At 74.7% G+C, this 16,898-nt stretch carries 14 protein-coding genes; 9 read left to right on the forward strand and 5 right to left on the reverse strand.

Features of this window, described 5'->3' with window-relative positions:
• The first annotated feature begins 288 nt into the window (after nucleotides 1-288).
• Nucleotides 289-1,254 (forward strand): L-threonylcarbamoyladenylate synthase, encoded by a 966-nt coding sequence (locus ABT023_RS00945; RefSeq protein ID WP_350880612.1) that lies wholly within the window; start codon nucleotides 289-291, stop codon nucleotides 1,252-1,254.
• A 61-nt stretch (nucleotides 1,255-1,315) separates the two neighbouring features.
• Here ABT023_RS00945 and ABT023_RS00950 read toward each other — a convergent pair whose 3' ends face one another.
• A complete protein-coding gene (locus ABT023_RS00950) occupies nucleotides 1,316-5,848 on the reverse strand; it encodes a cation-translocating P-type ATPase (RefSeq protein ID WP_350880284.1) in 4,533 nt (1,510 codons plus the stop codon).
• Nucleotides 5,849-6,211: 363 nt separating this feature from the next.
• Between ABT023_RS00950 and ABT023_RS00955 the strand changes: the two genes are divergently transcribed.
• From ABT023_RS00955 to ABT023_RS00965, 3 genes are all read left to right on the forward strand, one after another.
• Nucleotides 6,212-7,636 carry an MFS transporter gene (locus ABT023_RS00955; protein WP_350880286.1) on the forward strand — a complete coding sequence of 475 codons (1,425 nt, stop codon included), beginning with the start codon at nucleotides 6,212-6,214 and terminating at the stop codon, nucleotides 7,634-7,636.
• Nucleotides 7,637-7,760: 124 nt separating this feature from the next.
• Nucleotides 7,761-7,955, forward strand: a complete 195-nt coding sequence (locus ABT023_RS00960; RefSeq protein ID WP_350880288.1) for a hypothetical protein — start codon at nucleotides 7,761-7,763, stop codon at nucleotides 7,953-7,955.
• Nucleotides 7,956-8,050: 95 nt separating this feature from the next.
• Entirely contained in the window at nucleotides 8,051-8,599 is a 549-nt protein-coding gene (locus ABT023_RS00965; RefSeq protein WP_350880290.1) for a YbaK/EbsC family protein, read from the forward strand.
• A gap of 51 nt (nucleotides 8,600-8,650) precedes the next feature.
• On the opposite strand, the gene ABT023_RS00970 is transcribed toward ABT023_RS00965, so the two are convergent.
• From ABT023_RS00970 to ABT023_RS00985, 4 genes are all read right to left on the reverse strand, one after another.
• On the reverse strand, nucleotides 8,651-9,286 hold the full coding sequence (locus ABT023_RS00970; protein WP_350880291.1) for a DsbA family oxidoreductase: 636 nt from the start codon (nucleotides 9,284-9,286) through the stop codon (nucleotides 8,651-8,653).
• Between the two features lie 145 nt (nucleotides 9,287-9,431).
• Nucleotides 9,432-9,863 carry a SufE family protein gene (locus ABT023_RS00975; RefSeq protein ID WP_350880292.1) on the reverse strand — a complete coding sequence of 144 codons (432 nt, stop codon included), beginning with the start codon at nucleotides 9,861-9,863 and terminating at the stop codon, nucleotides 9,432-9,434.
• A gap of 69 nt (nucleotides 9,864-9,932) precedes the next feature.
• Nucleotides 9,933-10,358 (reverse strand): CBS domain-containing protein, encoded by a 426-nt coding sequence (locus ABT023_RS00980; protein WP_350880294.1) that lies wholly within the window; start codon nucleotides 10,356-10,358, stop codon nucleotides 9,933-9,935.
• A gap of 59 nt (nucleotides 10,359-10,417) precedes the next feature.
• Nucleotides 10,418-12,214 (reverse strand): proline--tRNA ligase, encoded by a 1,797-nt coding sequence (locus ABT023_RS00985; RefSeq protein WP_350880296.1) that lies wholly within the window; start codon nucleotides 12,212-12,214, stop codon nucleotides 10,418-10,420.
• A 271-nt stretch (nucleotides 12,215-12,485) separates the two neighbouring features.
• Between ABT023_RS00985 and ABT023_RS00995 the strand changes: the two genes are divergently transcribed.
• The 5 genes from ABT023_RS00995 to ABT023_RS01015 all read left to right on the forward strand — a co-directional run bounded on the left by ABT023_RS00995 (nucleotide 12,486) and on the right by ABT023_RS01015 (nucleotide 16,898).
• A complete protein-coding gene (locus ABT023_RS00995) occupies nucleotides 12,486-12,650 on the forward strand; it encodes a hypothetical protein (RefSeq protein ID WP_502890566.1) in 165 nt (54 codons plus the stop codon).
• Between the two features lie 107 nt (nucleotides 12,651-12,757).
• Complete coding sequence (locus ABT023_RS01000; RefSeq protein WP_350880298.1) at nucleotides 12,758-13,525, forward strand: SGNH/GDSL hydrolase family protein; 768 nt, start codon at nucleotides 12,758-12,760, stop codon at nucleotides 13,523-13,525.
• A 1-nt stretch (nucleotide 13,526) separates the two neighbouring features.
• A complete protein-coding gene (locus ABT023_RS01005) occupies nucleotides 13,527-13,973 on the forward strand; it encodes an imidazolonepropionase-like domain-containing protein (protein WP_350880300.1) in 447 nt (148 codons plus the stop codon).
• 142 nt (nucleotides 13,974-14,115) lie between these two features.
• A complete protein-coding gene (locus ABT023_RS01010; protein ID WP_350880302.1) occupies nucleotides 14,116-15,018 on the forward strand; it encodes a sulfurtransferase in 903 nt (300 codons plus the stop codon).
• 92 nt (nucleotides 15,019-15,110) lie between these two features.
• On the forward strand, nucleotides 15,111-16,898 hold the full coding sequence (locus ABT023_RS01015) for an HSP90 family protein (RefSeq protein ID WP_350880304.1): 1,788 nt from the start codon (nucleotides 15,111-15,113) through the stop codon (nucleotides 16,896-16,898).

Here is a 16,898-nt window from a genome sequence, read left to right on the forward strand (position 1 = left end):
GACCAGGCGGATCCGGGCGCGTGGCGGAACCCCGGGCGGGCCCGGGGAGTAAAAGGCAGCCACCTCGTCACCTGTCGGTGCCGTCCTGGTGCTGGTTGTCCGGCAGGGCTGAGGATGCCGTCCAGACCGGAAACCGCCGCGATCCACGCCCGCAGCGGGGCGACCATCTGACGAAGGAACGGGAACCGCGGCTGGTGGGGGGCTCGGGGGGCGGGCACGCACCCACCAGCCGTGCCCTCGGGACGGGCAGGTTAGCGTCGGGGCGTGAGCACCGGATCCCCACGCCTCCTGCCCGCCGAGGGCGGCATCGCCGAAGCCGCCTGCGTCCTGCGCGCCGGAGGGCTGGTGGCGTTCCCCACCGAGACCGTCTACGGGCTGGGCGCCAACGCCCTCGACGCCCGTGCGGCGGCCCGGATCTTCGAGGCGAAGCAGCGGCCGAGCTTCGATCCGCTGATCACCCACCTGGCCGACGCGGCTGACCTGGCCGGGCTGGTGGGACGGGTGCCGGCGATGGTGGAGGCGCTGGCCGAGCGGTTCTGGCCGGGTCCGCTGACGCTGATCGTGGACCGACCCGCCGTGATTCCGCCGATCGTCACGTCGGGGCTGGACACGATGGCCGTCCGGGTGCCGGACGAGCCGTCCGCCCGGGCGTTGATCGCCGCGGCCGGGGTGCCGGTGGCCGCGCCCAGCGCCAACCGGTTCGGCCAGCTCAGCCCCACCCGCGCCGAGCACGTGGTGGCCGGTCTGGGCGCGGCGGTGGACGTGGTGCTCGACGGCGGGCCCACCCGGTGCGGGATCGAGTCCACCATCGTGGACGCCCGGGGCGAGCGTCCGGTGGTGCTCCGGCTCGGCGCGCTGCCGGTGGAGGCCCTGGTCGAGGCGGTCGGCCCGGTGACCGTACGGTCGGGCAGCTCCGGCCAGCCGGTGGCGCCCGGCACGTTGGCCGCGCACTACGCCCCGCGTACCCCGTTGCGGATGGTCGGGGCGGCGGAGTCGGCGGCCGGCGACGGTGCCCGGCGGGCGCTGCTGGCCTTCCGGGAGCGCCCGGCGGAAGGCGACTGGGTGGCGGTCGAGGTGCTGTCGCCTGCGGGGGACCTGACGGTGGCGGCGGCCCGGCTCTTCGACGCGCTGCACCGGCTCGACGCGGCCGGGGTGACCGAGATCGTCGCCGAGCGGGTTCCGGATGTCGGCGTGGGTCGGGCGATCAACGACCGGCTGGGTCGGGCGGCCGCGACCTGGCACCAGGGCGGCTGACCCGGCGGGGCCGGCTGCACTGCCTCAGGCGGGTCGGCTGACGGGCTCGGTACGACCGCCCTCACCTGTCGGAGGGAGCCCCCTCGCCACCGGGCACGTCCGCTCCTTCGGTGTCGGCCGGGGAGCCCTCCTCGCGGTTGAGCAGGCGGGTGAGGGCACCGTTGGCGAGGGTGGCGCCGAGCGCCGAGCCGGCGGCGATGCCCCAGCCGACCGGCCCGAGCGGGGTACAGCCGAAGAAGTGGCTGACCCCGGGGGTCTGCACCACGAAGACCAGCACCCCGACCGACGCGGCGGTCGAGGCGAGCACCGTCGGGCTGGTCCCGCCCGCGAGCACGGTCTGCCCGAGCTGGGTGCCGATCAGCGAGGCGAGCGCGACCGTACCCGCCCGGCGCTGCCGTCCGGTGTGCCGGGCGAGCGTCCAGCCCACCGTCGCGCCCAGCGTGGTGGACGCCGCCCGCAGCGCGATCTCCCGGTCGAGGGTCGCGCCGAGCGAGGTGTCCGGGCCCTCCCGCAGCAGGTGGTCGGCGTGGTCGGAGGCGGGCGGCCGGACCGCGATGGCCAGCGCCGGCGCCAGGTCGGTGAGCAGGTTGACCAGGAGCAGTTGCCGTCCGGTGAGCGCCGAACGGCCGGTGCGGGCCGCGCTCAGCACGCTGAACGCGATCTCGCCGAGGTTGCCGCCGACCAGGATGCTCAGCGCGTGCCGGACCGACGACCACATGGCCCGCCCCTCGACCAGGGTGGCGATGATCGTCTCCAGCCGGTCGTCGGTCACCACCAGGTCGGCGGCGGCCCGCGCGGCGGGGGTGCCGCGCTGGCCGAGGGCGATGCCGACGTCGGCCAGCCGGATCGCCGGGGCGTCGTTGGCACCGTCCCCGGTCATCGCCACGGTCCGGCCGCACTTCTGCAGCGCCTGAATGATCCGGACCTTGTGGGCGGGGGTGCAGCGGGCCACCACGTCGGTACGGGTGAGCAGCTCGGCGAGCGCGTCATCGTCGAGCCGGTCCAGCTCCGTGCCGGTGGTCACCCGCTGCTCGCCGTGGTCGGGGCTGATGGTCGACGCGATCGCCGAGGCAGTCGCCGGATGGTCACCGGTGATCATGATGGTGTGCACCCCGGCCTGTCGGATCCGGCGGACGGCGGGCGCGGCGGACTCGCGTACCCCGTCGGCGAGCGCCAGGAAACCGACGAAGACCAGGCCGTCGACCTGCTCGTCGGTGACGGTCTCCCCGGCTACCCGCCGCTCGGCGACGGCCAGGATGCGGTGCCCGGCACCGGCCCGGTCGGCGAGCATCCGATGCAGCTCGTCCCGGCCTGCGTCGTCCAGCGGTGCGTCGCCGCCGTCGGCGGTACGCCGATCGGCGCACCGCGGCACCACGGTCTCCGGCGCGCCTTTGACGCTGAGCAGCAGGCCGTCGCCGGTTCTGCCGACCGTGGCGTGGTAGCCGCGGGACGGCTCGAACGGCAGCCCGCCCGCCGCCCGCCAGCCGTCCGCGCCGACCAGCTCGTCGACCCCCGCCACCCCCGCCCCCCGGCGGACCGCCCGGTCGGTCTGCTGTGGCAGCTCGTCCGGGTCTCCGGCCGGGGTGGCCCGCAGCGCGGCGGCCAGGGTCAGCCGCAGCGGATCGTCCAGCCGGTCCGGCGGGGCGTACCGGGTGCCGCCGCCGTCGCCCACGCCGGCGAGCAGCAACCGGCCCTCGGTGAGAGTGCCGGTCTTGTCGAAGCAGAGCACGTCGACGCGGCCCAGCGCCTCGATCGTGCGCGGGTTGCGGACCAGCGCGCCGTGCTCGGCCAGCCGTCGGGCCGCGGCGAGCTGGGCGGCGCTGACGAGGAACGGCAGCCCCTCCGGCACCGAGGCGACGGCCAGGTTCGCGGCGGTCGCCGCCGTCTCCGCCAGGGGTACGCCGCGTAGCAGGCCCACCCCGGCCACCGCCACCGCGGAGCCGGCGGCCAGCGGGATCGCCGAGCTCGTCAGCCGGCCGAGCCGGGCCTCCACCCCGCTGGCCGGGGGCGACTGCCGGGCCAGCGCCAGGCTCCGGCCGGCCTCGGTGCCCGCGCCGGTGGCCACCACCACGGCGGTGCCGTGACCGGTGGCGATCGTGGTGCCCTCGTACAGCATGGAGCGCCGGTCCGCGACGGCGGCGGCGACCACCGGGTCGGCGGTCTTCCCCACCGGCAGCGACTCGCCGGTCAGCGACGACTCGTCGGCCTCCAGTCCGTCCGTCGCCAGCACCCGGCAGTCCGCCGGTACGGCGTCGCCGGGCCCGAGCACGATCACGTCCCCCGGGACCAGGTCGTCCGCGGGCACCGGCCTTTCCTCGCCGTCCCGGCGGACCCGGGCGGTGACCGCCGAGCGGGACAGCAGCTCGGCCAGCGACCGTTCGGTGTTGCGCTGGTGCACCGCGCCGACCAGGGCCGATCCGGTCACCACCCCGCCGACGAGGGCCGCGTCGACCAGCGAGCCGAAGCTCGCGGAGAGCACCGCGCCGGCGGCGAGCACCGGCGTGAGCGGGTTGGCCAGCTCGTCGACGAAGGCGCGGAGCAGCCCGGACGGCCCGGTTCCCTCGCCGGTCGCGTCGCCTCGGCGGCGCTCCGCCTCGGCGGAGTCCAGCCCCTCGACGCCGGTGTCGAGCTGGCGGAGCACGGCGTCGGCCGGCATGAGGTGCCAGGCGGTCACGGCCGGGACCGGGGAGTCGGCGCGGTCCGGCAACCGACCCGCCCGCCACACCCCGTGCAGGAAGGCCAGGGCGGCGGTCCCGTTGACGGTGTTCAGCGGCAGTCTCGGCAGCCGCCGGGGCTCGGCCGTGAACGCCCCCAGCGCGGCCAGGCCGGTGCCGGCCATGGACAGCCGGATGTTCTGTTCGGTCATTCGGCGGGCCACCCCGGCCGCCTCGATGATCAGCGCGGCGATCCGCGGGTCGGTGCCGACCAGCAGGTGCGCGCCCCAGGGCGGCAGGTCCTCCGGGCCGGCCAGCCCCAGCCCGCAGTCGGCCGCGCCCAGCGCCGCCCGGTCGGAGGAGAGCAGCATCACCATCGCGCCCTCGCTCTGCAACCGGCGGACGGTCTCGGCGATCCGGGCGCCGCCGGGCAGCACGGCGTCGGCGAAGGCGTACCGGCCGTCGTCGTCGCCGGCCACCACCAGACGCAGGCCGGCCCGGCGGGAGGCGGTCGGCAGCGCGTCCACGCCCGGGGCGGGTTCGGGCTCCACCCGGAGCAGGGCGGCCAGGCGGTCCCCCTCGGCGAGGCCGAGCAGGTTGCCACCGTCCGCCCGCATCCGCCGGCTGTCGTCGGTGTCGCCCGGGTCGGTGGCGTCGAGCTCGTCCAGCGGTCCGAGCCGCCACCCGTCCGCCTCCCGCACCCGGTCCGGAGCGGCCGGGTCGAAGAGGGCGAAGGCGCGGGCCGCCACCTGTGCGGTGTCCGCCCCGGACAGCGGGGCCAGATCGGCCAGTACCCCCCGGTTCGAGCCGAGCACCGCCGCGTCCAACACCACCGTGTCGATCCGGTCCAGTTCCCGCAGCACGCTGCGATCCATCGCGATCACGCCACGTCGGGCGAGCATCCGGCCGAGCTGGGCCGCGTACCCCTCACGGCCGCTGCCCGGGGCCTTGGGCAGGCTGGACAGCGCCACCGCGGCGGCCCGTTTGGGGCCGACGACCGGCACCGCCGCCGCGCCGGCCGCCGCCCCCGCAGCCAGCATCCGTTGGGCGAACCGCTCGACGAGACCGTCCGGCTTCGGGTTCGGCCGCTCGGCCGTGGGCACCCGGGCGACGGCCCGCTCGGGGTCGCCGGTGAGCCGGGGCTCTGCCTTCGTCCAGGCCACGAGCTGGGCGTGCGCCTCGCCCCAACGCACGATCCGCTGGGCGCCGTCCAGCACGAGCCCGGTCCAGCCGCCGGTCAGTCCCTGGACGACGGCCTCCGCGAGCGGGAAGAGCAGTTCGGCGCGGGGATCGGCGCGCAGCCCCCGACCGGCCAGGGCGTGCAGCTTCGGGTGCAGGTCGACGGCGGCGAGCACCCCGGCCACCTCGGCCGGGACCGGGGTGAACGGCAGGATCCGGGTGGCCGCCGACAGGGTCAGGCCGAGCGCGTCCGAGGCGAGCGCGCCGAGGGTGCGGGGCGTGCGCGGCCCCTCCTCCGGCGGGTGCGGCGGGGGGATATCGGGGTCCGGTTCGTGCTCGCAGGTGCGTTCGCACCGGGCGATCGTGGCGATCAGGTCGCGCAGCCTCGGCTCCGGCTCCCCGACCGCCACCACCACCCTGCCCGAGGGGGCGTTGACCCTGGCCCACCGCACGCCGGGCAGCAGCTGCAGCTCCCGCTCCACCTGTCGCGCCAGCCCGTCGCCGCCGTCCTGGCAGACGCCGTGCACCTCGATGTGGTGCCGTCCGGGCCGGGACCAGACCCGGCGTCGGGTCAGGCCCGCCAGCCGGGCCAGCCGGGCCGCGGCGGCCCCGGCGGTACGTGACGCGTCGCCGACCAGGTGCGGGACGGCTCGTGACGCGTCGCTGACGAGGTGCGGCACTGCCCGTGACGCGTCGCCGACGAGGTGCGGCACCGCCACCGACGGCAGGAGGCGGCCGGTCACCCGGCCAAGCAACGTCATCGAGCGGTACGGCCGGAGACCGGCCGGCCGGGGCCCCCGGTGCCGCCGTTGCCCCCGCCGTGCCCCATTTCGCCTCCCACGCTCGGTCCCGGCGGGCTGCCTTCCCGCCAGTGCGCCCGTTATTCCCCGTCGGTGGGGAAGTTTCCGCGGCCGGCGGACGGATCGGAGCGCGGGTGGGACCCGGTGCACGCCGAGACTCCGGTCACCTCCGACTTGACTTCAATCGGGGTTCAGGGCGGAAGCTGGCCGCATGTCGTGGGAACTTTTCAGGCAGCAGGCGGGCCGAGGGCTGCCGGTGGGTGGGCGTCGTCGGGACGCGTCACGGCGGGCCCCGGACCGGGTGTCCGGTACGGCCGGTTGCCGGTGACCCCCGCGGTCGCGGATCAGGTCGCGCCGGAGCGCCTGTTCGCCCCGCGCCTGCGGTCCATGACGGTGGGCGTGGTGGCCCTGGTCTCGCTGATCGCGTTCGAGGCGCTCGCCGTCGGCACCGCGATGCCCACGGTCGCCCGCAACCTCGACGGGCTGTCCTGGTACGGGCTGGCGTTCGGCGGCCCCTTCGCCTCCGGCGTGGTGGCCATGGTGGTCTCCGGCATCTGGTGCGACGCGCGGGGCCCCCGGGCACCGGTGTGGCACGGGGTGGGCTGGTTCGTCGCCGGGCTCCTGCTCGCCGGTACCGCGTCGACGATGGGCGTGCTGGTGGCGGGTCGATTGGTGCAGGGATTCGGCTCCGGCCTGCTCTCGGTGGCGTTGTACGTGGTGGTGGGGCGGGCATACCCGGAGGCGCTGCACCGGCGGATCTTCGCCGCGTTCGCTGCGGCCTGGGTCGTACCGTCGCTGGTCGGGCCGGCGCTGGCCGGGCTGATCGTCGAGCATTTCGGCTGGCGCTGGGTCTTCCTGGCGGTGCCGGCGGTGGCGATGCCGGCGGCGCTGCTCATCCAGCCGGGCCTGCGGGCCGTCGTCTCGCCCACCGTCCGGCTGGCCACGGGCGCGGCGGCCCGGGTCGGTTGGGCCTGTGGGGCGGGGGTGAGCGCCGCGCTGCTGCACTACGGGGGGCAGCAGCGCGGCGCGTCGGCGGTCGGCCTGGTGGCGGCGGCGCTGGCCGGCCTGCTGTGCTGCGCCCCGCGTCTGCTGCCGGCCGGCTTCCTGCGGGCGGGCCGGGGCCTGCCGACGGTGATCGGGTTGCGCGGTCTGGCCTCCGCCGCGTTCGCCAGCGCGGAGATGGTGATCCCGCTGATGCTCTCCCGGGAGCGCGGGCTGTCGCCGACCGAGGCGGGCCTGCTGCTCACCGTCGGGGCGCTCTCCTGGTCGGCCGGGTCCTGGTTGCAGGGCCGGCTGCCCGCCCCGGGGAGCGCCCCGGGGAGCGGGGGTCGGGCGCGGCTGCCCGTGCCCGGTTCGCCGGCCCTCCTCGTACGGGCCGGGCTGGTCTGCATCGCCGTCGGGACGGTCACGGTGGCGTTCGCGGTGTGGCCGGCGGTGCCGCTGCCGGTCGGAGTGCTCGGCTGGGCAGTCGCCGGGCTCGGGATGGGGCTCCTGTACCCGTCGCTGTCGGTGCTCACCCTGGAGCTGTCGGCCCCAGGTGAGCAGGGGCGCAACAGTTCCTCCCTGCAACTGGGCGACTCGCTGTTCGCGGCGTCGGTGCTGGCGCTGACCGGCGCGGTACTCGCGGTCGGGTCGGCGCCGGGCCCGGGCAGCTACACCACCGTTCTCGTGCTGGCCGCCGCCCTGGCCACGTTGGGTGTCCTCCTCGCCGGTCGGGTGGTTCCGGATCCGGCCAGGCTGGCCGGCTGACGGAGCCGCTCCACCGCGACCCGGACGGGCACCCGGAGCTGGGTCGACCACCTGGCCGACACGTACGGGGGAACCGGCCGGAGATGAGAAGTCCACTCGTTCGCCGGCTGCCTACGGTGGCCCCATGCTGGTTCTCGTCACCACCGTGACCCTTTACGTCTGCGGATTCGTGTTCCTCTACGGGGTGATCCGGATCGCCGTCCGGCACGCCTTCGAGGACCTGGAGGCCCGCCGGCCCGGCCTGCTCCGCGCCGAGGAGGTCGCCGCCGCCGGGGACCGGACGTTCGTCCGGGACAACCCGTTCATCGCCAACGGCTGACGGGCCGTCCGTCCCGACCGGGTTGAGTGGGTCGGGCCGACCCGCGGCGGGCCTTCGCGAGCGCGTGGCGGCCATGGTGCGAGGATCCACCTGTGATGGGGACACTGAAGACCGAGCCCGCCCGGAACCGACTCGACCTGCTGGCGCCCCCGGTGGCCGCCGCGATCGGGCAGTGGTCCGCCGACGCCCCGGTGGACGTCGACGACGTGCTGGTGGCGCCGATCGACGCGGGCCTCGCCGACACCGCCGCGTTCTGTGCCGCGTACGAGGTGGGGCTGGACGTGTCGGCGAACTGCGTGGTGATCGCGGGCCGGCGCGAGGGCGAAATTCGGTACGCCGCCTGCGTCGTGCTCGCCACGACGCGCGTGGACGTGAACGGGATGGCTCGCCGGATGCTCGACGTGCGCAAGGCGAGCTTCGCCCCGATGGCCGACGCGGTCGAGGCGACCGGGATGGAGTACGGCGGGATCACCCCGATCGGGCTGCCCGCGGACTGGCCGATCCTGGTCGATGCGCGGGTGATCGCCGCCCCGCACGTCATCATCGGCTCGGGCGTGCGGCACAGCAAGATCGCACTGCCGGGGCCGGCCCTCGGCGCGTTGCCCGGCGCGCGGGCGGTGGAGGGCCTGGCCAAGCCGGCGTGAGTTTTAACTACGTCGATGTTGTTGCACGTGAAACATCGTGATCTTCGATGTTCAGTGGGCGCTCGACTCGCGCTGCTCCACCTCGGCCAGGGCTGCCAGCAGGGTCTGCGGCTCCTGGGCCCCCGTGACCGCGTACTTCCCGGCCAGCACGAACGTCGGGACGCTGGTCACGCCCAGTTCCCGCGCGGCGGCCAGTTCGGCGGCGACCTCCGACGCCCCCTCCCCGGAGTCGAGGAACGCCCGCACCTCGGCCTCGTCGAGACCCACCCCGGCGGCGAGCCGGGCCAGCGCCACGCGCGATCCGACATCCACGCCGTCGGTGAAGTGGGCCCGGTACAGGGCGTCCACGGTCTCGGCGGCGAGGCCCCGCCGAGTGGCGTACCAGACGAGCCGGTGGGCGTCGAAGGTGTTGGCGGCAACCGCCCGGTCGAAGTCCAGCCGCAGCCCCACGTCCGCCGCGACGCCGGTCACCTGGGTGAACATCTGCTCGACGCGTTCCCGGCTGCCGAACTTCGCGGCCAGCCCCGTTAGGAGGGGCTGCGGGGTCGGCACCGGCGACGGGTCGAGCTGGAACGGCCGGTACCGGACCGTCACCTCGCCGTCGTACGACTCCAGGGCCTGCTCCAACCTGCGCTTGCCGATGTAGCACCAGGGGCAGGCCACGTCGGCGTAGATCTCGATCTCCATGACCAGGGACAACCCGCAGGCCGGCGTGGCTGTTCCCGGACGTGACGCGAAACGGGCCGGACGGCCCTCCGGCACCGTCCCTCGACGGAGCCGACCCGCTCCGGATCGCGGTCGTCCCCGCTCCGGGGCGGTCGGGTTCGCGGCGTCAGGCGACGGTCTGCTCCCGGACCTGGCGCTTGAGCCGGGCCAGGATCGCCGTGCCGCCCCGGACCCGCAGCGGGCTGATCGCCTGGGCCAGCCCCATCCGCTGGTAGAGGTCGTCCGGCACGGCGAGCACCTCCTCGGCGCTCAGCCCGGCCAACCCCTCAGCGAGGATGCCCGCGAAGGCGCGGGTGGTCGGCGCCTCCGGCGGGCAGTCGAACCAGGTGGTCACCGTGCCGTCCGGCGCGACCTCGGCGCGCAGGAAGAACGCCGTCTGACACTCAGGGACCTGCTCCATCCCCTCCCGGCCGGCCAGTTCCTCGGGCAGCGGAGGGATGACGTCGGCGTACTCCAGCAACATCTCCAGCACCACGTCGCGGGGCGCGGAGGCGAACTCGTCGACGATCTCGGCCAGCTTGGTCGGCATCTCGGGCATCCAGTCAGGTTACCGATGTCGCAGAGGTGGCCCCTCCGCCGCCGCAGGCGTCGACGGGGACCACCCCCGTCAACGGGTCGGGGCCTGCTCGCTGATGTCGCTGAGGGCGGAGTTGGGGTCGAGCTGCATGGCGAGGTCGCCGAGGGAGACGATGCCGACGAGCTTGCGCTCGTTGTCGCAGACGAGGATGCGGCGGACGCCGCGCTCGCGCATCAGCGAGGCCGCCTCCCCGGCGGTCGCGTGCTGCTCGATCATCACCACCTCCCGGGTGACGATCGAGCCGATGGTGGTGCTGGCCGGATCGCTGCGCTCGGCCACCGCCCGGACCACGATGTCGCGGTCGGTCAGCATGCCGGCGAGGCTGGCCCCGTCGGTGACCACCACGTCCCCGATGTCCGCCTCCTGCATCACCCTGGCCGCCTCGTCCAGGGTGGTCTCCGCGGACAGGTAGACCACCTGCTTGGTCATTACGTCGCTGACCCGGTAACCGGTCATGAGAGCCTCCGAATACACACCTGTGCCGATTCGGAGACCAGTACCCAGTTCGACAACCGTCACACCATCTCTGACTGCGGTCGCTGCCACACCAGCTCTCCCCGGGCGCACAGCGCCTCGTCCCGCAGCCGGTCGACCAGCCCTTCCATCGGCAGTTCGGCCCGCTCGCCGGTGGCCCGGTCGCGCAGCTCGACGTACCCGTCGGCGAGACGGCGGCCGACCACGACGGCGCGTGGGACGCCGATCAGCTCGGCATCAGTGAACTTCACCCCGGCCGAGACGTGGGTGCGGTCGTCGACCAGCACCCGCAGCCCGGCGGCGGCGAGGCGTCCGCCGAGGTCGAGCGCCGCGTCGAGCTGCGGCCCCTTCCCGGCGGCCACCACGTGTACGTCGCACGGCGCGACCGCCGCCGGCCAGACCAGCCCTCGGTCGTCGTGGTGCTGTTCGGCGATCGCGGCGACCGCCCGGGACACCCCGATGCCGTAGCAGCCCATGGTGGGGCGGACCGGCTTGCCGGCCGGGCCGAGTACATCGACGGCGAACGCGTCGGTGTACCGGCGGCCGAGCTGGAAGATGTGCCCGATCTCGATGCCCCGCCGCATCGTCAGGGTCCCGGTGTCGCAGGCCGGGCAGGGGTCGCCCGGGCGCACCTCGGCCGCCTCGATCGTGCCGTCCGGGGTGAAGTCCCGGCCGCAGCTCACGTCGGTGGCGTGCCGGCCCGGCTCGTTGGCGCCGGTCAGCCAGGCGGTGCCGACGGCTACCCGGGGGTCGACGAGATATCGGACCCCCAGCTTGCCGAGCAACTGCGGGCCGATGTACCCACGTACCAGCTCCGGGTGGTCGGCCCAGCCGTCGAAGACTGCCACGGTGGCCGGGGCGAGCGCCGCCGTCACCCGCTTCAGGTCCACCTCGCGGTCGCCGGGCAGGCCAATCGCCAGCAGCTCGGCCTTGTCTGCGCCCGGCCGGCGGACGGTCAGCACGACGTTCTTCAGGGTGTCGGCGGCCGTCCAGTCTGCGCGGTCGGCGAGCCGGCGGGTGTTGGCCAGCTCGACCAGCGCGGCGATGGTCGGGGTCTCCGGGGTGTCGTGCACGGCTGACGCCGGATGCGCGGACGGGTCGCCGGCGGCCGGGGCTCGGGTCACGACCGCCTCGGTGTTGGCGGCGTGGGCGCAGGCGGTGCAGCCGACGAAGGTGTCCTCGCCTACCGGGGTGGCGGCCAGGAACTCCTCCGACGTCGACCCGCCCATCGCCCCGGACGTCGCGTGCACCACCGTGTGGTCGAGCCCGAGCCGGTCGAAGATCCGCTGGTACGCCGCCCGGTGCCGGTCGTACGCTGCCTGGAGGCCCGCGTCGTCCAGGTCGAACGAGTACGCGTCCTTCATGAGGAACTCGCGCCCGCGCAGCAGCCCCGCCCTGGGGCGGGCCTCGTCGCGGAACTTCGTCTGGATCTGGAACAGCGTCACCGGAAAGTCCCGGTAGGAGGTGAACAAGTCTTTCACCAGCAGCGCGGCCAGCTCCTCGTGGGTCGGGGCGAGCAGGTGCTGGGCGCCTTTACGGTCGGCCAGGGTGAAGATGTCGTCGCCGTACTCCGTCCACCGGCCGCTGGTGTGGTAGGGCGCGGCCGGCAGCAGCGCCGGGAAGTGCACCTCCTGGTCGCCGATTGCGGTCATCTCCTGCCGGACGACCTCGGTCACCCGGTCCAGCACCAGCTTGCCCAGCGGCAGCCACGTGTAGCCGCCCGGCGCGGCGCGGCGGACGTAGCCGGCTCGCAGCAGGAGCCGGTGGCTCGGCACCTCCGCGTCCGCCGGGTCCTCGCGCAGGGTCCGGAGTAGCAGGGTCGACATGCGCAGCAGCATCAGCGCAGCGTACGCCCGGTGCGGGAGAGGAGGCGATCCAATTCAGGCGGTGCGATTCATCGGTGCCACGCCGATCACGCGGCATTGTCATGCCGCTGGTCAGCAGCGCTTTGCGTACTCGATGAAGGCCGCTTCTCCACCTCGTCCTCACCGAGCATGTCGTCCGCGCGGATCATGGCGCGAGCGTAGTTCTCGGTCTGGAGCAGCCCGGGAATCAGAGTGGGCTGGTAGCGCGCGGCTGCTCCTGCGGATCGAGTACGACGCCAGCCCTGTGGACCTGGCCGTCTACCTGTCCGGCCTGTGCCACGAGGCGACCCATGCCCTGTTCCGGCTGAACCCGCACGACGGCCCGACGCGACGGGAGCTGTTCGAGCGCTTCGTCGCCTGGGGGCCGTACCGGAGAGGGGTGGTCGACCCGCCGACGGGTCACCGGTGATCCAGGCATGGGAGATGGGACACGCCGGCCCCGGTCCGGTGCCGCCGATCCCGACGGCAGTGCCAGACTGATCGTCGCTGGGCGATCCGAGGAGTGCGGGAGGCGGCGTGCGCTGGCGCAGTTTCGTGGCGGTGGGGGACAGCTTCACCGAGGGCATGGATGACGCGTACCCGGACGGCACCTACCGCGGCTGGGCGGACCTGGTGGCCACCCGGCTGGCGGCCGGGGCCGGCCCCGACTTCCGGTACGCGAACCTGGCGATCCGGGGCCGGCTCTTCCCCAACGTCGTGGCCGAGCAGGTACCGGCCGCGCTGGCGATGAAGTCCGACCTGATCAGCTTCGCGGCCGGCGGCAACGACGTGCTGCGCCGCACCTTCGACCCCGACGCCCTGGCGGCCCGCTTCGACGACGTGGTCGCCCGACTGCGCTCGGGCGGCGCGGACGTGGTGCTGTTCCGGTTCGCCGATGTGATGGCCCGGCTGCCCGGCCAGCGCCTGGTCGCCCCCCGGGTCCAACTGCTCAACCAGGCGGTCGGGGCGACCGCCGAGCGGCACGGCGCGATCCTGGTCGACCTGTACGCCGACGACACGTTCCTCAACCCGATGTTGTGGAGCACAGACCGGCTGCACCTGTCGGCGGCCGGGCACCGGCGGGTCGCCGCGCAGGTGTTGACCGCGCTCGGGGTCGGTTGCGACGAGGAGTGGCTCCTGGTTCCGCCGCACCCCGCGCCGACGCCCTGGCTGGCTGCCCGCGCCGCCGACCTCCGTTGGGCGGGCCGGCACCTCGCCCCGTGGATCAAGCGCCGACTGACCGGCCGGTCGTCCGGGGACACGGTCACCGCGAAGCGGCCCCGACTCGGCCCGTTCGCCGACTGACGTGCCCACCCTGCACGCCGCGCGGCTGCTGCGGCGCACCCTCGACGACCCGCCGATGCCCGGCGGGGCCGTGCTGGTGTCCGGGAGCCGGATCGAGGCGGTCGCGCCGCTGGACGAGTTGCTGGCCGCGTACCCCGGGGTGCGGGTGCGGCGGTGGGCCGGGACCCTCGGGCCGGCGCTGGTGCACGACGGGCCGCTGCCGGCCGCCCCCACCCCGCGCGAGCGGGTGCACGTGCTGTTCCGGTCCGGGGTGGCGGCGGTCCCGGCCGCGTACCTCACCGACCCGGAGCTGCGGGCGGCGGCGGTCCGCGGCGACGTCGCGGTCCTCGATCGGGTACGGCCGCCCGCGCTGGCCGTCGGCGGACGGGCCGACCTGGCCGTCTTCGCCGACGACGGCACCTGCCTCGCCACGGTGGTGGCCGGCCGGCTCGTGCACCGCCGCGCCTGACCGTCCTCGGCCCGCGTGGCCCGGCGCCCGCGTGGCTCGCCATGATCGTCTGCTGGATACCGGCACGACACGCCGGGCCGCTGCCGCTCAACGACAGACGATCATGAAACGGCGCACGGAGAACCGGCGTACTTTGGGACTCATGCCTGTGCCGAGCGATCCCGACCCGCGCCTCCAGTCGTACGCCGACCCGCAGCGGCTGGTCACCACCGAGTGGCTGGCCGAGCACCTGGGTGACGAGGGGCTGGTGGTGGTCGAGTCCGACGAGGACGTGCTGCTCTACGACACCGGGCACATCCAGGGTGCCGTGAAGGTCGACTGGCACACCGAGCTGAACGACCAGGTGACCCGGGACTACCTGGACGCGGAGAGCTTCGCCGAGCTGTGTGCCGCCAAGGGCATCGGCCGCGACGACACCGTCGTCTTCTACGGCGACAACTTCAACTGGTGGGCCGCGTACGCGCTCTGGGTCTTCTCCCTCTTCGGGCACGCCGACGTGCGGCTGCTCGACGGCGGCCGGCAGAAGTGGGCCGCCGAGGGGCGCGAGCTGACCCGGGACAGGGTGACCCGGCCCCGCGCCGAGTACCCGGTGCCGCAGCGCGACGACGCGCCGATCCGGGCGTACCGGGAGCAGGTGATGGCGCACGTGGCCGCCGGCCGGCCGCTGGTCGACGTTCGCTCGCCCGGCGAGTACACCGGCGAGATGCTGCACATGCCGGACTATCCGCAGGAGGGCGCGCTGCGCGGCGGGCACATCCCGGGCGCGGTGAACAAGCCGTGGAAGGCCGCCGCGAACGACGACGGCACGTTCAGGTCCGCCGACGAGCTGCGCGTTCTGTACGCCGACCAGCTCGGGCTGAGCCCGGCCGACGACGTGGTGGCGTACTGCCGGATCGGGGAACGGTCCAGCCACACCTGGTTCGTGCTGCGCCACCTGCTCGGCTATCCGCAGGTGCGCAACTACGACGGCTCGTGGACCGAGTGGGGAAACCTGGTCCGGGCCCCCGTCGTGCGGGGCGACCAGCCGGGCGGCCTCGCCGGCTGACCGGCGGTTCCCGTTCCGGCGTACGGGGGGCAGCCGGCCGTCGGTGATCACCGGTACGGTGAGCGCCGGCACCGGACCGGGGAGCAGCAGGCGTGGACCGCACCTTCCAGGTCGACCTCCGAGGCGTGGTCGACCTGCTCAGTCACCATCTCTATGGCAGCCCACGGGTTTACGTCCGTGAGCTCATGCAGAACGCGGTGGACGCGATCACCGCGCGCCGGGCCACCGAGCCCGACGCCCCGGCGTTGGTCCGCATCGAGCCGCCCGAGCTGACCGGCGACGGCACGCTGCGGGTGCACGACACCGGCATCGGGCTCACCGAGGCGCAGGTGCACGAGCTGCTGGCCACCATCGGCCGCAGCTCGAAGCGGGACGAGCTGGGCTTCTCCCGCCACGAGTTCCTCGGCCAGTTCGGCATCGGGCTGCTCTCCTGCTTCCTGGTCGCCGACGAGATCCGGGTGGTCACCCGGCACGCCGACGAGCCGACGGTGCTCTGGACCGGGTACTCCGACGGCCGGTACGCCGTCACGACCGCCCCCGCCGGGCAGCGGCGGGCCGAGCCGGGGACGACCGTGACCCTGGTGCCGCGCCGCGACGCCGGCCAGTGGTTCACCACCGCGACGGTGGCCGACCTGGCCCGGCTCTACGGCTCGCTGCTCCCGGTCACCGTCCGGGTCGGCGACGTGGTCACCACCGCCGGGGACCCACCCTGGCCGACCGCGCCCGGTACGCCCGCCGACCGCCCGGCCCTGCTCCGGTACGCCCGGCAGCACCTCGGCGTCGACCCGTTCGACGTGGTGCCGCTGTCGGTGCCGGAGGCGGGGCTGACCGGCGTCGCGTTCATCCTGCCGACCCCGGTGAACCCGGCCGCCCGCGCCGGCCACCGGGTGTACCTGAAGCGGATGCTGCTCACCGAGCACGCCGACGGTCTGCTGCCCGACTGGGCGTTCTTCGCCCACTGCGTGGTGGACGCCAGCGAGCTGCGCCCCACCGCCAGCCGCGAGGCGCTCTACGAGGACACCCTGCTGACCGCGACCCGGGAGGCGCTGGGCACGCAGGTGCGCGGCTGGCTGGTCCGGCTGGCCCGGCACGACCCGCGCCGGCTCGCCGAGTTCCTCCAGGTGCACCACCTGGGGGTCAAGGCGCTCGCCCTGCACGACGACGAGATGCTCCGCCTGGTCGACCAGTGGTGGCCGATGGACACCAACGTCGGCACGCTCACCCTGGCGGAGTTCCGCCAGCAGCACGGCCTGATCCGGTACGCCGCCGGCCTGGACGAGTTCCGCCAGCTCGCCGCCGTCGCCGCCGCGCAGGACCTGGCGGTGGTCAACGCCGGCTACACGTACGACACCGAGCTGATCGAGCGGCTGCCGACGGTGGACCGGTCGGTGCTCATCGAACGGCTGGAGCCAAGCGACCTGACCACCCGCTTCGACGCCCTCGAACCGCAGGTGGAGCTGGCCCTGCGGCCGTTGCTCGCCGGGGCGCAGCGGGCCCTGGAACGGCTCGGCTGCGAGGTGGTGATCCGGGCGTACGACCCGGTGTCACTGCCGGCGCTCTACCTGGTCAGCCGGTCGGCGGCGTTCAACGACCAGCTTGCCGCGACCCGGGACCGGGCCGACGAGCTGTGGGGCGGGGTGCTCGACGCGCTCGCCGCGTCCGCCCCGCCGGACCGCCCGCAACTCGTGCTCAACCACCGCAACCCGCTGGTCCGCCGGGTCACCACCCTCGACGACCCGGAGCTGGTCGGGCTCGCCGTCGAGGCGCTGTACGGGCAGGCCCTGCTGCTCGGGCACCATCCCATCCGCGCTGCCGACGCCGCGCTGCTGAACAGTTCCTTCCTCGGCCTGCTCGGCCGGGCCGTACCGGGTCGGGAGTGA

Source organism: Micromonospora sp. NPDC002296 (assembly GCF_040296145.1).
GTDB lineage: Bacteria > Actinomycetota > Actinomycetes > Mycobacteriales > Micromonosporaceae > Micromonospora.

Excerpts from the sequence above, each read along its gene's own strand:
- ABT023_RS00950 (WP_350880284.1), bottom strand. The coding sequence starts at position 5,848 with ATGACGTTGCTTGGCCGGGTGACCGGCCGCCTCCTGCCGTCGGTGGCG.
- ABT023_RS00960 (WP_350880288.1), top strand. The coding sequence starts at position 7,761 with ATGCTGGTTCTCGTCACCACCGTGACCCTTTACGTCTGCGGATTCGTG.
- ABT023_RS00965 (WP_350880290.1), top strand. The coding sequence starts at position 8,051 with ATGGGGACACTGAAGACCGAGCCCGCCCGGAACCGACTCGACCTGCTG.
- ABT023_RS00970 (WP_350880291.1), bottom strand. The coding sequence starts at position 9,286 with ATGGAGATCGAGATCTACGCCGACGTGGCCTGCCCCTGGTGCTACATC.
- ABT023_RS00975 (WP_350880292.1), bottom strand. The coding sequence starts at position 9,863 with ATGCCCGAGATGCCGACCAAGCTGGCCGAGATCGTCGACGAGTTCGCC.
- ABT023_RS00980 (WP_350880294.1), bottom strand. The coding sequence starts at position 10,358 with ATGACCGGTTACCGGGTCAGCGACGTAATGACCAAGCAGGTGGTCTAC.
- ABT023_RS00985 (WP_350880296.1), bottom strand. The coding sequence starts at position 12,214 with ATGCTGCTGCGCATGTCGACCCTGCTACTCCGGACCCTGCGCGAGGAC.
- ABT023_RS01010 (WP_350880302.1), top strand. The coding sequence starts at position 14,116 with ATGCCTGTGCCGAGCGATCCCGACCCGCGCCTCCAGTCGTACGCCGAC.